The 14,256-nt window shown below is 43.3% G+C and carries 10 protein-coding genes; all 10 read right to left on the bottom strand.

The window, feature by feature from the left end; all coding sequences use genetic code 11:
- Positions 1–618, bottom strand: a 618-nt coding sequence (locus PG766_RS12985) for an IS607 family transposase (RefSeq protein WP_270590956.1), incomplete at its 3' end; no start/stop codon positions are given.
- Between the two features lie 93 nt (positions 619–711).
- Positions 712–1,191, bottom strand: a complete 480-nt coding sequence (rlmH, locus tag PG766_RS12990) for a 23S rRNA (pseudouridine(1915)-N(3))-methyltransferase RlmH (protein ID WP_022219903.1) — start codon at positions 1,189–1,191, stop codon at positions 712–714.
- Positions 1,192–1,230: 39 nt separating this feature from the next.
- Positions 1,231–3,255, bottom strand: coding sequence for a HelD family protein (locus PG766_RS12995; RefSeq protein ID WP_182438651.1), 2,025 nt, complete (start codon positions 3,253–3,255; stop codon positions 1,231–1,233).
- 20 nt (positions 3,256–3,275) lie between these two features.
- Positions 3,276–3,950, bottom strand: coding sequence for an HAD family hydrolase (locus tag PG766_RS13000; RefSeq protein WP_118199444.1), 675 nt, complete (start codon positions 3,948–3,950; stop codon positions 3,276–3,278).
- A 410-nt stretch (positions 3,951–4,360) separates the two neighbouring features.
- On the bottom strand, positions 4,361–5,746 hold the full coding sequence (gltA, locus tag PG766_RS13005; protein ID WP_117556726.1) for an NADPH-dependent glutamate synthase: 1,386 nt from the start codon (positions 5,744–5,746) through the stop codon (positions 4,361–4,363).
- Positions 5,746–6,633, bottom strand: coding sequence for a sulfide/dihydroorotate dehydrogenase-like FAD/NAD-binding protein (locus PG766_RS13010; RefSeq protein ID WP_055156711.1), 888 nt, complete (start codon positions 6,631–6,633; stop codon positions 5,746–5,748). Before PG766_RS13010 ends, gltA begins: the two co-directional genes overlap by 1 nt.
- A gap of 294 nt (positions 6,634–6,927) precedes the next feature.
- Positions 6,928–8,109: an iron-containing alcohol dehydrogenase gene (locus tag PG766_RS13015; protein ID WP_022219898.1), complete on the bottom strand. Its 1,182-nt coding sequence runs from the start codon at positions 8,107–8,109 to the stop codon at positions 6,928–6,930.
- A gap of 293 nt (positions 8,110–8,402) precedes the next feature.
- Positions 8,403–9,776 carry a chitobiase/beta-hexosaminidase C-terminal domain-containing protein gene (locus PG766_RS13020; RefSeq protein WP_118199445.1) on the bottom strand — a complete coding sequence of 458 codons (1,374 nt, stop codon included), beginning with the start codon at positions 9,774–9,776 and terminating at the stop codon, positions 8,403–8,405.
- Between the two features lie 33 nt (positions 9,777–9,809).
- The gene (locus PG766_RS13025) at positions 9,810–11,477 is read right to left on the bottom strand and encodes a formate--tetrahydrofolate ligase (protein ID WP_055156706.1); all 1,668 of its coding nucleotides are present in this window, start codon (positions 11,475–11,477) and stop codon (positions 9,810–9,812) included.
- A gap of 32 nt (positions 11,478–11,509) precedes the next feature.
- Entirely contained in the window at positions 11,510–14,164 is a 2,655-nt protein-coding gene (locus tag PG766_RS13030) for an FtsK/SpoIIIE family DNA translocase (protein WP_118199446.1), read from the bottom strand.
- Between the last annotated feature and the right edge of the window lie 92 nt (positions 14,165–14,256).

Consider the following 14,256-nt stretch of genomic DNA (forward strand, 5'->3'; position numbering starts at 1 on the left):
GCTTTTACCATCTGTTTCCTCCTGTATCAATTCCCGGATAAGTTTCTTAGCTTTGTTCGCTTGTTTTCCTTGTAATTTGCGGCTGAATACTGTGATTATTTGAACCAGATCTTCAACAAGTTCCTGCTGTTCAGATTTTTCAGTATTATCAATAATCTCAATCTCACAATTATAAAGTGAAGCGATATATTCTATCAACTCAAAACCAAATCGCAATAGCCTGTCTTTATATAAAACAACAACCTTTTCAACTTGATTTTGAGAGATTCGTCTAATCAATTCCTGAAGTCCTTTTTTCTTATAATTAATCCCAGAACCGATATCGCTTATTATCTCAAACGGCTGTCCTTTTGCCAAAAGATATGTCTTAACATTATCAATCTGTCGTTCCAAATCATCTTTTTGTTTATGGCTGGAAACGCGACAATATCCAATTGTAATGCGATTTTTAGGCTTTACATTTATTACCTGGTTGAGTTGCTCATCAGAATAATATCTATAGCCACTTACTGTAGTATGATGCGGATGAAGTTTTCCATTTGCATCCCAATTTCGTAATGTCTGAGCAGATACGCCTATAATTTTTGAAAATTCGTGTATAGAATAATATTTACTCAAAGTATCAACTCCTTTCAATAATATTCTAGTCTAATATCTTATAAAACATTATATGATTTTATAATTTATCTTTAACTGTTAATGACCTCTTTTCTATTTGTGATAGGGTTCTCCCGACATGATCCGGTATCCACGGTAAATTTGCTCTAGCAGGATTACACGCATCAGCTGGTGCGGAAATGTCATTTTTGAAAAACTAAGTGCATAATCCGATTTTTCCAGAACTGCCTTCCCGATCCCTATGGATCCACCAATCACAAAAATAATGTGACTGGTTCCCTGAATGCCAAGTTTTTCAATTTTCTCTGAAAATTCTTCGGAGGTCAGCTGCTTTCCGCCTATCTCCAGTGTAATAAGATATGCATCCTCACGGATATATTTCAAAAGACGTTCGGCCTCTTTTTGCCGGATCATTTCCTCTGCATTTTCGCTGGCATTGTCCGGTGTCTTTTCATCCGCCACCTCAATGATCTCCAGCTTGCAGTAGCGGCTCAGTCTCTTCGTATATTCCGCGATCGCATCCCGCAGATACTTTTCTTTTATTTTTCCAACCGTCAGTACGGTTATCTTCATCCTCTTCTTTCCTCTCTTTCGCTGTATCAGTCTGTACAATTATGCCCTTTCATACATATAAAGCTCATGCAGTGCTCTTGTTGCACAGATGTATTTTGCTTGCCCGGTCATCGGATTTTCTTTCTTCGGGAACACACCGAATACCTGATCAAATTCCAGTCCCTTTGCCATATAGAAAGTCGTTACTGTCACGCCTTTTTCAAAGGTACTGCTGTCCCGGTCAATACAGTTTACCGGAAGTCCACGGTTTGAAAGCATCCTGGTCATTGTATAAGCCTCGTCCATCGTCTCCGTCAGAACTGCGGCGGTCTCATATTTATCCATTCCGGCATCTGCCTCCCGGATAAGTTCATTTAACAGTTCCTCATCCGAATCAAATGTCTTTTCGGTCACTGGTTTGCCATGACGCTCCAGATATTCCAGATCCTTTTCCCCGGTAAATTTCGCTGCATACTCTGCGATTTCAATGGTATTCCGGTAGCTTTTATTCATGATGATCTTGCGGATCGTACGTCCGAAAATCTTCGGCAGGAATGTCAGTACATCCTGCATCTGACTGTCCAGTGTCTGCGCCCGGTCGCCAAGGATCGTCATCCGGCAGGAAAACAGCTGGGACAGTACCACGTACTGCAAATATGAATAATCCTGCATCTCGTCGATCACCAGATGCTTGATATGCTTATGTCTGGTTCCTCCAAGCATCCGGTATTTGAGATAAAGTACCGGAAATACGTCTTCATACTGGAGTTTTCTGTTCTCATACGGAATTTTTGCCAGTGTCTCATACCCACTGTCCTCCAAAAACCAGTTATATATTTTGTAAATATCACGGGTGACATACATCCGGTTGAATTTCTCCCGGATCTCTTCTACCTCATCTTCCGGAAGATTCCGGTTATACAATGTCTCGTATTCATCCACCAGATATTCCATCACCGCATCCATTCTTGCAAGGATCGGAATATCCTGAAATTTGAAATAGAACAGATGGATCAGCTCCTCTTCGGTTTTTTCCAGAGTACGGATCTTAACCGGCTTAAAATCCATCAGCTGATCTTCCAGAACTGCCAGAAAACCTTCCATCTCTCCGACAAATCCAGCAGACTGCTTCTTCAGATAGCTCTCCCGGATTCCCATCTCCGGAAAATGGATCAGCTTCTCCAGATAATCATAACGGTCCTCACAGTCCAATACGATTCCTTTCAATTCTCTGTACGCAAACAGATCAAAACTCATCTCCTGGATATTTTCTTCTCCAAGCTCTGGCAGAATGTGGGAAATATAATCCGCAAATACGCTGTTCGGTGAAAGGATCAGGATATCCGATGCTTTTAAATTTTTCCTGTCGTGATACAAAAGATATGCAATCCGGTGCAGTGCAACGGAGGTTTTCCCACTTCCTGCGGCTCCCTGAATGACCAGAACTTTGTCCTTTACATTCCGAATGATCTCATTCTGTTCTTTCTGGATAGTACGGACAATATTCTTCAGTTGTACATCCCCGTTACTTCCAAGCTCCTGTTTCAGGATCTCATCATCAATCTTGGTGTCACTTTCAAATGCATAAACCATCTTCCCTTTCTTGATCTTATACTGCCATTTGGAAGTAATCTCCCCTTCAATGGTTCCTCCCGGTGCTTCATAAGAAGCCTGTCCTCTGTCATAATCATAAAAAAGACCGCTCACTGGCGCCCTCCAGTCGTAGATCAGTGGCGTCATTCCTGCCTTAGGCGCAAAATTGCCGATTCCGATGTAAAAACTTTCGCTTTCTTCTTCCCCCTCAAAGAGAAAATCCACTCTTCCGAAATATGGAGAGTCGATCATTTTCTTAAGGCGCTGTTTTTTCATCAGACGTTCATTGTTCGCATTAACTTCTCCGAGAAGTGCCTGCTGATTATCATAATTTTCATAACCATACTCATCCATCTCCGTATAGTTTTCCCAATAATAATCATGCATGCTCTCAATCTGTTTTTCTCCTTCAAGAAACAATGCGTTGATCTCGGTAATGCGTGTCTTCAGTTTCTCTTCAACCTCTTCCAGAAACCGAATCTCACTGTTCATTGCGTCGTTATTACTCATATTCAAACCCTCTCATGATTACATCTTCCGATGATTTGTGCAATCTCTTCCGGCATCTTTGCAATGTAATCTGCACCGGCACTTTGAAGCTCCGCAAGATCTCCGTATCCATATAGGACACCGATCACCTGGATCCCATTCTCCTTTGCACCGTAGATATCATTATTTCTGTCACCGACCATAACGACCTGATCGTAATTCTCCCTTTCCACGCCCAGGTTATCCAACGCATACCGGATCACATCCGCCTTCCGGATCAGAGAGCCATCCATCGTAGCCCCGTAAATCCCTGCAAAATATTTTGCAAAGTCAAATTTGTCCGCAATCCTTTTTGCATACTCTTCCGGTTTGGAAGTCGCCACTGCAAGTATATATCCTTCATTTTTCAAGAATTCCAGCGTCTCCGCAAGCCCTTCATACACCGAATTCTCAAAAATGCCTTTCACCGCATAATATTCCCGGTAATACTTTACTCCAAGCAGTGCCTCTTCCTCAGACATCCCATAATATTTCTCCATTGATTCTGTCAACGGCGGTCCGATAAATTTCTTTAAAGTATCCCGCTCACCAACCTCCCGGTTCATTTTATTCAGCGCATACTCCACCGAATTCATGATCCCCGGTCCCGATTCCGTAATCGTCCCATCCAAATCAAATAAGATATATTTATACTTCATAATACCCCTCTTTCACAAAATAATACTTTTTTTATTGTACCATTTTTGACCAGTCCTGTCCAGAAATGTAAATCTACAGAACTCTTTTAAAATCAACCACAACATACAAACCAGCGTCCGATTTTCCCTCTATAACCGCCAGTTTTCTCCCCTTTGTATAACTTCTTTGCATTTTTTACCAATACCGTAGAACGACCACCTGGGGAAAAATAATTGCTCCAATTCTATTTTGTGCAATGGAGATGAAACTCAAAAATTATGGAAGCCTCTGCTGACATAATTTTCGCCCTAAGAGGTTCATCGGAATGGTTTGCACAACTTGAATTGGAGCAATTATTTTTCCCCAGGTGGTCTACACAACCCCTATAAAAAACCGCAGTCCCTATCAAAGGAAACTGCGGTCATAACCCTTATTTATTTGAAAGATACTCGTCGATACCTCTTGCACCAGCTTTTCCGGCTCCCATAGCAAGGATTACTGTAGCTGCACCTGTTACGGCATCTCCACCTGCATATACGCCTTCTTTAGAAGTCTTTCCGTGTTCTTCGTCTGCAACGATACATTTCCACTTGTTAACTTCCAGTCCTTCTGTTGTAGAAGAAATCAGCGGGTTCGGTGATGTTCCGAGTGACATGATAACTGTATCAACATCGATCACGAATTCAGAACCTTCAACCGGTACAGGACGTCTTCTTCCTGATGCGTCCGGTTCACCAAGTTCCATACGAACACATTTGATTCCTTTTACCCATCCATCTTCTTCGAGGATTTCTACCGGGTTTGTCAGTAGGTCGAACTGTACACCTTCTTCTTTTGCGTGATGAACTTCTTCTACACGGGCCGGAAGCTCTTCTTCGCTACGACGATATACGATATGAACTTCTGCTCCAAGACGAAGTGCTGTTCTTGCAGCATCCATTGCTACGTTACCACCACCAACAACTGCAACTTTCTTACCAGCTGCGATCGGTGTATCATAAGAATCATCAAATGCTTTCATAAGGTTACTTCTTGTCAGGTATTCATTTGCAGAAAATACACCGTTGGCATTTTCCCCCGGGATTCCCATGAATTTTGGAAGTCCTGCTCCTGATCCGATAAATACTGCTTCAAATCCTTCGTCTTCAATCAGCATATCGATTGTAGTAGATTTACCGATTACAACGTTTGTCTCAAAGTGAACACCAAGCTCTTTTACTTTTGCGATCTCTTTTGCAACGACTTTCTGTTTTGGAAGACGGAATTCCGGAATACCATATACAAGTACTCCACCGAGTTCATGAAGTGCTTCAAATACAGTTACATCATAGCCAAGCTTTGCAAGGTCGCCTGCACAGGTAAGTCCTGCAGGGCCTGAACCGATAACGGCAACTTTGTGTCCGTTCTTCTTGTCAGCTCCAACCGGTTTGATGTCATGTTCCAGAGCGTAATCAGCAACGAATCTTTCCAGCTTACCGATAGAAATAGATTCTCCTTTGATACCACGGATACATTTTCCTTCGCACTGTGATTCCTGAGGACATACACGTCCACAAACAGCAGGAAGTGCAGAAGACTGTCCGATAATCTTATATGCTTCTTCGATATTGCCTTCTTTTACTTCATGAACGAATGCAGGAATATTGATTCCTACCGGGCATCCCTGAATACATTTAGCATTCTTACAGTTGATGCAACGGCTTGCTTCTTCCATTGCCTCTTCCTGATTATATCCATAACATACTTCTTCAAAATTTGTTGCACGTACCTTCGGATCCTGTTCTCTTACAGGTACTTTCTTTAATACGTCTGCCATTATTCGTCACCTCCGCAATGACCGCATCCACCGTGATGTGTGTCACCTTCCTGTAATTTCAGCATAGCTCTGCCTTCCTGAGTCTTATACATCTGCTGTCTCTTCATTGCTTCATCAAAGTTAACGAGATGTCCGTCAAATTCCGGTCCGTCTACACATGCAAATTTGATTTCATCACCTACGTGGAGACGGCATGCGCCACACATACCTGTTCCGTCTACCATGATCGGGTTCATGCTGACGATAGTCGGGATTTCGAGTTTCTTTGTAAGCAGACATACAAATTTCATCATGATCATCGGTCCGATCGCAACACAGACATCATACTTATTACCTTCTGCAACAAGTGCTTCGATCTTTGTTGTTACCATACCTGCATGTCCGTATGTACCGTCATCTGTACATGGGTAATAATTTCCTGCAACTGCTTCCATCTCTTTTTCGAGAATCAGCATATCTTTTGTCTTAGAACCAACGATAACATCTACATCGATCCCATGTGCGTGCATCCATTTAACCTGCGGGTATACAGGGGCTGCACCAACACCACCGGCTACAAATAAGATCTTTTTATTCTTCAGACTCTCAATATCCTCTGAAATCAATTCAGATGGGCATCCGAGCGGTCCTGTGAAATCTCTGAAAGAGTCTCCTGCTTTTAATTGTGCCATCTTCTCAGTAGATGCTCCTACTGTCTGGAATACGATGGTAATTGTTCCTTCTTCTCTGTCATAATCGCAGATTGTCAGCGGAATTCTTTCCCCCTTGTCATCCATCTTGACAATTACGAACTGTCCTGGCTCACAGTGCTTTGCCACACGTGGTGCTTCTACATCCATAAGATAAATCTTATCAGCCAGTTTTTCAGCTTTTCTTATCTTGTACATTGCATTGCCTCCTAAAATATTTACTCTCTTTATGATAAATTATTGCAAAGTAAATAGCAAGTATTTCTTTTTAATTTGTTAAAAAATTATTTATGTCATAAATATAACTATCTTTTTTATCTATAAGTACCAATATTTCTTCTATAAATCTGCCAAAATTCTTCCGGTTATCAAAATTTTCAACTACATAAAATCTTGTGCCGACACGAATTTTTACCTGCTGACCGGATATAAAAATGAGACAGACGGTCAATATTGTGTCCGTCTGTCTCTGTAAGAACTGTATTCTCTTTTTTAAAAATCTACTTCTGTTCCATAATATGTACAGTTGAAAAGTTTTTCCATAGCTGCCGGATCGATCGGACGTGGGTTGGATCCTGTACATGCATCACCAACTGCAAGTTCTGAAATCTTTGCAATTTTTTCTTTGAATTCTGCTTCGTCAATACCGAAATCTTTCAGTGTCTTCGGAATATTCAGTTCTACATTAAATGCATCGATCTTTGCACACAGGCTGTTGATCAGCGCTTTCTCAGATGTGCCCGGAAGTCCCATTCTGCGTGCGATTTCTGCATAACGTTTTGCAGCGACCGGATCTTTTGCATTGTATTTAATTACATATGGAAGATAAATTGCATTTGCGCATCCGTGCGGAATGTGTCCGGTTGAGAATGCCGCACCTGTCTTATGTGCCATAGAATGTACGATTCCAAGAAGTGCATTGGAGAATGCCATTCCTGCAAGACACTGTGCATAATGCATCTGCTCTCTTGCTACCATATCACATTTGTAAGATGCCGGAAGGTAATCCAGAACCATCTCGATTGCCTGCAGTGCAAGCGGATCTGTAAATGGACAGTTCAAGGTAGATACATAAGCTTCGATCGCATGTGTCAGTGCATCCATACCTGTGTAAGCAACCTGCTTTACCGGGAGACCCATGACAAGATCCGGATCTACAATTGCAACGTCCGGTGTAATATTAAAATCGGCAAGTGGGTATTTTACTCCGGTCTGATAGTTGGTAATAACGGAGAATGCTGTTACTTCTGTTGCTGTTCCTGATGTTGACGGAATTGCAGCAAATTTTGCTTTTGTTCTTAATTCCGGGAAGTTGAACGGAATACAGAGATCTTCAAATGTAACATCCGGATATTCATAGAATGCCCACATTGCTTTTGCAGCATCAATCGGTGATCCGCCACCCATAGCTACGATCCAGTCCGGCTGGAACTCCTGCATAACTGCTGCACCTTTCATAACGGTCTCAACAGATGGATCTGGCTCAACACCTTCAAAAAGCTTTACTTCCATTCCTGCTTCTTTCAGATAGTTCTCAGCTCTGTCGAGGAATCCCTGACGCTTCATGGAACCTCCTCCGACAACCAGGATTGCTTTTTTTCCTTTCAGGTTCTTCAGTTCTTCAAGACATCCTTTTCCATGGTAAATATCTCTTGGTAATGTAAATCTGCTCATTTCAAACACTCCTTCGCCCTTAAAGTATGTTATCTTTTTGACAATCACATTGTATCTCAATTCTATCCTTTTTGCAATATTTTGTCACAAATAAATTGTATTTGTTTCCATACAATTATACATTTTTAATAAGCCATATTATCCCCACTCTATTCATAAAATATTTGATTTGTGATATATTTCACATATTTACGCAAGTTATCCACAAATGAAAGTAATCGAAAAAGAGTACGCTTTACCAGTCTGCTCTGACAAGCAGACGACTCGGCATACTCTCTTCTTAAAATCGGGTTTTACTCTATATTCAGTTCATAATTTCTTCTTGTGACATCACTTAATCTGCCTTTTTGATCCTGCAGAACAAAGCTGAAAATCGTACTTCCCGCCGGCATTACGATCGGCCCGGTATACTCCTGCGTCGCAGAATTATTCTCCGGATCCGGATCTGATCCATCCGTCGTGTAATATGCCGTATACTTATCCGGTACAACTACACTGATTGATTGGACATGGTTATACTGCCCGGTCGATGGAGTCACCGCCGGCGCATCTGCAATCGGGAACTCAACTTTATAAGTTTTACTTTCTGTCAGGCTTGGAATTCCTTTCTTATTAACAGAAATTGCTTTCACCGTTGTCTCACCTTCACCGATCTTGATCGGTTCCGTATATTTCGTACTTGAAGTTGTCGGCTCTGAACCGTCTGTCGTATAGTAGATCGCTTTTCCTTTTCCGGTCAGTTCCAGTGCCTGCACTTCATCATATGTCTCTGTCTCATCCAGACTAAACTCCGGTTCACCTGACACATAATCCTTCAGTGCTTCAAGAACCGTATCACTGGTACATGCATTCAGAAGCGGTGATACCTTTTCTTCCTGTTTGGTATCAATATAAAATTCTACCGCTGCACGATAAATTTCTGCATTTCCGGACTGCTTTGCAATCTCATCTGTAAAAACTTCTTCTGCCTGATCCAGATCATCCTTGGCAATATAAACCTTTGAAATCCCTGTATAAGCTTCTGCTTTCTTCGGACTTCCAGAAGCTGCTTTTTCAAATACAGTGAGTGCGTTCTCATATTCGGAAGCTGCCAGAAGCCGGTATCCTTTCTTTACTTTTCCGGTATATGAATTTTGATAAAACAAGAAAATGAGTCCTGCCAGAACAATACACCCCGCCAATAGCATAAGCAGCATTTTCCGGCGTTTTTTTCTGGCGCGCTCTTTTCTCTTTTCTGCCCGCATACGCCGCAATCTGCGTTCTTCTTCATACGCTCTTCTCGTCTGTTCCCGCGCATCTTCTCTTTGACCCACACGTCCGGTAGCCGGTCTGACATCACTGCGTCTGACCACTGCATCTCTTCCACGCCTGGTCACAGTTCCCTGCTGGCGACGACCAACACTTCCTGAATTTTCCACACACCTGGTCTCTCCTCCAACAATTTCCCGTCTTTCATATACCGGATTTGCCGCACCAGAATAGCTGACATCTTGCTTTTCCTGCTCACCCAGATGAAGCGACATTGTCTGTGTAATGCCTCCTTTTAACTGAGCAGTCAGCATATCATCAAGTGGGTTATAATCAGGCACGATCTGTATTTCTCTGCCGCATCTAGGACAGATCAACTGATCTTCAGGCAAATCTGCTCCACAGTGCATACATTTCATTGTCTTTCGTCTCCTTCTGGTATCATACTTCTTTTAGAACAATCCGGTAATTTTACCGTCTTCTACATCAATTCCATTTGCTGCAGGTACTTTCGGAAGACCCGGCATGGTCATGATTGCTCCGGTAAGAGCAACAACAAATCCTGCTCCTGCATTTACATAGACTTCACGGATATGGATATCAAAGTTCTCCGGACGTCCAAGAAGCTTCGCATCATCGGACAGAGAATACTGGTTCTTTGCCATACATACCGGGAACTTGCCAAAGCCCATTGATTCAATTCGTGCAAGCTGTTTCTTTGCAGCAGGTTCATATACAACACTCTTTGCTCCGTAAATCTCTTTGCAGATTGTCTCGATCTTCTCTGCAATTGATAACTCATCACTGTAAATCGGATGATAATGGCTTTCTTTTGTCTCCAGAGTCTGTAATACTTTCTCTGCCAGCTCTTTTCCGCCGTCTCCGCCTTTACCCCATACTTCTGCAAGGGCAAATTCGCAGCCTCTGTCTTCGCAGAACTTACGGATAAATTCGTATTCTGCTTCAGTATCACTGACAAATGAATTCAAGGTAACCACAACCGGAACACCGAATTTCTGCAGGTTCTCAATATGCTTTTCAAGATTTACAATTCCTTTTGCAAGAGCATCCAGATTTTCTTTGTTCAGTTCATCTTTTGGCACGCCACCATTGTATTTTAATGCACGTACCGTTGCAACCAGAACTACAGCGTCCGGTTTCAGTCCCGCCATACGGCACTTGATATCCATAAACTTCTCTGCACCCAGATCCGCACCGAATCCCGCTTCTGTGATCGTGATATCACTCAACTTAAGTGCCATCTTGGTTGCACGTACACTGTTGCAGCCATGTGCAATATTTGCGAACGGGCCACCGTGTACCAGTGCCGGTGTATGTTCCAGAGTCTGGATAATATTCGGCTTGATCGCATCCTTTAACAGTGCTGTCATTGCACCGGTTGCATGAAGCTGGTCAGCTGTAACCGGTTCTCCGGAAAATGTATAGGCAACAATGATTCTGCCAAGACGTTTTTTCAGATCTTCCAGATCGTCTGCCAGACATAAAATTGCCATAATTTCGGACGCAACTGTGATCACAAAATGATCCTCTCTTACCATTCCGTCCATTTTATTTCCAAGACCAACTACTACATTACGCAGTACACGGTCATTCATATCTACACACCGTTTCCACACAACCTGTCTCGGATCGATTCCAAGAGCATTTCCCTGCTGGATATGGTTGTCAAGAAGAGCTGCAAGCAGGTTATTTGCCGATGTGATCGCATGAAAATCTCCGGTAAAATGAAGATTCAGATCTTCCATCGGTACAACCTGTGCATAACCGCCACCGGCAGCACCGCCTTTAATTCCAAAGCAAGGTCCGAGCGATGGCTCGCGCAGAGCGATCAGAGCTTTTTTACCGAGCTTTGCCATTGCCTCTCCAAGTCCAACGGTAATCGTCGTCTTCCCCTCTCCCGCCGGAGTCGGATTGATTGCAGTAACAAGTACCAGCTTTCCATCTGGTCTGTCTTTTACTCTTTCCATCAGTTCATCCGATAATTTTGCCTTATACTTGCCGTAAAACTCAAGGTCTTCCTCTTCAATTCCAACCTTTGCTGCAACCTCGCGAATATGGAGCATCTCTGCCTCCTGTGCGATCTGAATGTCTGTTTTCATAATTATATCCTCCCTTTTTTCTTCTGCGTTTCTTAAACTGATTCTTCTATGTATTGCTCAAACTGTTCCATAGACATCAGTACTTTTCTTGGTTTGGTACCTTCTTCTTCTCCTACGACTCCCGCCTCGGCAAGCTGATCCATAATCCGCGCCGCACGGTTAAACCCGATCTTAAACACCCGTTGGAGCATTCCGATCGATGCTTTGTCTTTTTCAATAATAAACTTTCCTGCATCTACAAAGTAGACATCTTTGTCGTCCTCGGAAGATGCTCCTCCCGCAGATACATTCTGATTACTATTCACCTGCTTCTGGATTTCTTCACTGTAGACTGCGCCTCCGCTGTTCTCTTTCAGGAAATCAACCACTGCCTGGACTTCTTTATCAGAAACAAAAGCCCCCTGAACACGTACCGGCTTCTGATAGCCAGCCGGATAGAACAACATATCGCCTTTTCCCAGCAGCTTCTCCGCGCCATTCATATCAATGATGGTACGGGAATCCACACCGGATGATACAGAAAATGCTATTCTTGATGGCATATTCGCCTTAATCAGACCGGTAATGACATTAACCGATGGTCTCTGCGTTGCAAGAACCAGATGAAGTCCTGCCGCACGCGCAAGCTGTGCCAGACGGCAGATCGCCTCTTCCACTTCTCCAGGTGCAACCATCATCAGGTCTGCAAGTTCGTCTACGATGATTACAATCTGTGGAAGTTTCTGTGCTTTATTCGGATCGTCAATATCTTTAATGTTCTCGACTTTATCATTGTAACCTTTCAGATCACGGACATTATACTCGGCAAAAAGCTGATAACGTCTGTTCATTTCCGCAACCGCCCAGTTCAAAGCTCCTGCTGCCTTCTTCGGATCCGTTACAACCGGGATCATCAGATGTGGAATTCCATTATATACACTTAATTCCACCACCTTTGGATCTACCATGATCAGCTTCACATCCTCCGGTTTTGCTTTGTAGATAATACTCATAATGATCGTATTGATACAGACAGATTTACCGGATCCGGTAGCTCCTGCGACAAGCAGATGCGGCATCTTTGCAATATCTGATACCACCACTTTACCTGAAATGTCACGACCTGTCGCAAATGCGATCCGTGATCTACTTTTCTTAAATTCATCTGATTCCAGAAGATCACGCAGCATAACTGCAGTATTTTCCTTATTCGGAACTTCAATGCCGACCGCTGCTTTTCCCGGGATCGGTGCCTCAATACGGATATCAGCCGCCGCCAGGTTCAGCTTGATGTCATCCGCAAGTCCTACGATCTTGCTGACTTTCACCCCCATCTCAGGCTGTAACTCATAGCGTGTGACAGAAGGTCCGCAGCTGATATTAGTGATTGTAACATTCACACCGAAGGTTTGAAGTGTCTTCTGGAGCTTTGCTGCTGTCTCCCGCAGATGCGCATCCGAATCTCCGGAGTTTTTACTTCCATGCTTCAACAGACTAAGAGGTGGAAAGCGGTATTCCCTGACCGGTTTCTCACTTTTTGCAATCGTATCTGCAACAGCAGCCACCTCTTTTGGGATATCTGCCTTAACTTTTGAATTTCCGGAGACCTGTCTTTTTATTCCGTCTTCTGTCTTCCCCGCTGATAAATTTTCTTCAGCCACATCTGTCTGTATATCTTTACCGGACTCCGTCTTTTTTTCTGCTTCCTGCATCGCTCCTTTTAAGAACTTCGGGAGTTTTTCTTTCACCGGCTCAAGGGGAACCGGTTCCGGATCCGGGATCAGCTCTGTAGCGGAAAGGGGCATCGCACGATTGATCACTACATCATCCAGTGCAATTTTCCCAGTCTGTTCCATAATGTGCTTTGCAGCCGCTTCTTCTGCACCGGCAAGCACTCTGCTCATATCCTTCCGGCTGCGTCTGGTAGCTTTCTTTTCTGTGCTTTCCTTTGCTTCTTTTCCGGCTTTTTCTTCTGCTTTTTCTGCCTCGTTCTCTTTTCCTCCAACTGTCGAATTAAAGGAAACGCCGCTTACCTGATAATCAACACGCATAGCTCCCCGTCTTGCCCTGCGTTCCTCAGCCTCTTCTTTACGCTTCTGCATGTCCTCTCTGGCACGGTCATACGCTTTTTCCCCGCCGATCTTCATTCCTTTTAGAATAGACTTTTCTGTAATAAGGACTACACAGATCACCATTAAAATGATCACGACAACATATGTACCCACTTTACCGATTGCCGGCACCAGTCTGACCGCAATTGCCTTTCCGACAGATCCGCCTTTTTCATCAATCAGTTCAAAGAGCACACAGCACTGAACCAGTAATACAACGCCTGCAACAGTCTTAATATATGCGATCCTGTTTCCTTTATTGGAAACCACAAACGCGACTCCACAAAATAAAAGCAGTGGAAATACATACGCCATCCAACCCATCATTCCCTGCTGCAGTGCTGCAATCTTTCTTCCAAATGCACCTGCAAGCCCGAAATTGCTGATTGTGAGCAGAATCCCTACCGCAAGTGTCACCCAGATCAGAATCTCCGTTGCAAGAAATGATTCTTCCTGCGGCACAGCTTTTGATGTGGTATTCTTTCTGGTTGTCTTCGCAGATTTTGCAGACTTTGCACTTGTCTTCTTCGTAGGCTGCCGTTTTTTCGCCGTGCTCTGCTTTGCATTTTTCTTTGTTCCGGTTGTCTTTGAAGCCATCAAACTTCCCCCTTGGATTTATACTCTTTATCTTGTAATCAAATGACCGATTCCTTCTCCTCTCTCCCCAGATATAGTATCCGGAATCAGTC

The sequence above is a fragment of the Coprococcus sp. LG101-27 genome, assembly GCF_027695515.1.
Classification (GTDB): domain Bacteria; phylum Bacillota; class Clostridia; order Lachnospirales; family Lachnospiraceae; genus Allocoprococcus; species Allocoprococcus comes.

What these genes read in the sequence shown, in the direction of transcription:
- PG766_RS13020 (WP_118199445.1), bottom strand. Translation starts at nt 9,776, where the DNA reads ATGAAATGTATGCACTGTGGAGCAGATTTGCCTGAAGATCAGTTGATC.
- PG766_RS13000 (WP_118199444.1), bottom strand. Translation starts at nt 3,950, where the DNA reads ATGAAGTATAAATATATCTTATTTGATTTGGATGGGACGATTACGGAA.
- gltA (WP_117556726.1), bottom strand. Translation starts at nt 5,746, where the DNA reads ATGGCAGACGTATTAAAGAAAGTACCTGTAAGAGAACAGGATCCGAAG.
- PG766_RS13015 (WP_022219898.1), bottom strand. Translation starts at nt 8,109, where the DNA reads ATGAGCAGATTTACATTACCAAGAGATATTTACCATGGAAAAGGATGT.
- PG766_RS13010 (WP_055156711.1), bottom strand. Translation starts at nt 6,633, where the DNA reads ATGTACAAGATAAGAAAAGCTGAAAAACTGGCTGATAAGATTTATCTT.
- rlmH (WP_022219903.1), bottom strand. Translation starts at nt 1,191, where the DNA reads ATGAAGATAACCGTACTGACGGTTGGAAAAATAAAAGAAAAGTATCTG.
- PG766_RS13030 (WP_118199446.1), bottom strand. Translation starts at nt 14,164, where the DNA reads ATGGCTTCAAAGACAACCGGAACAAAGAAAAATGCAAAGCAGAGCACG.
- PG766_RS12995 (WP_182438651.1), bottom strand. Translation starts at nt 3,255, where the DNA reads ATGAACAGTGAGATTCGGTTTCTGGAAGAGGTTGAAGAGAAACTGAAG.
- PG766_RS13025 (WP_055156706.1), bottom strand. Translation starts at nt 11,477, where the DNA reads ATGAAAACAGACATTCAGATCGCACAGGAGGCAGAGATGCTCCATATT.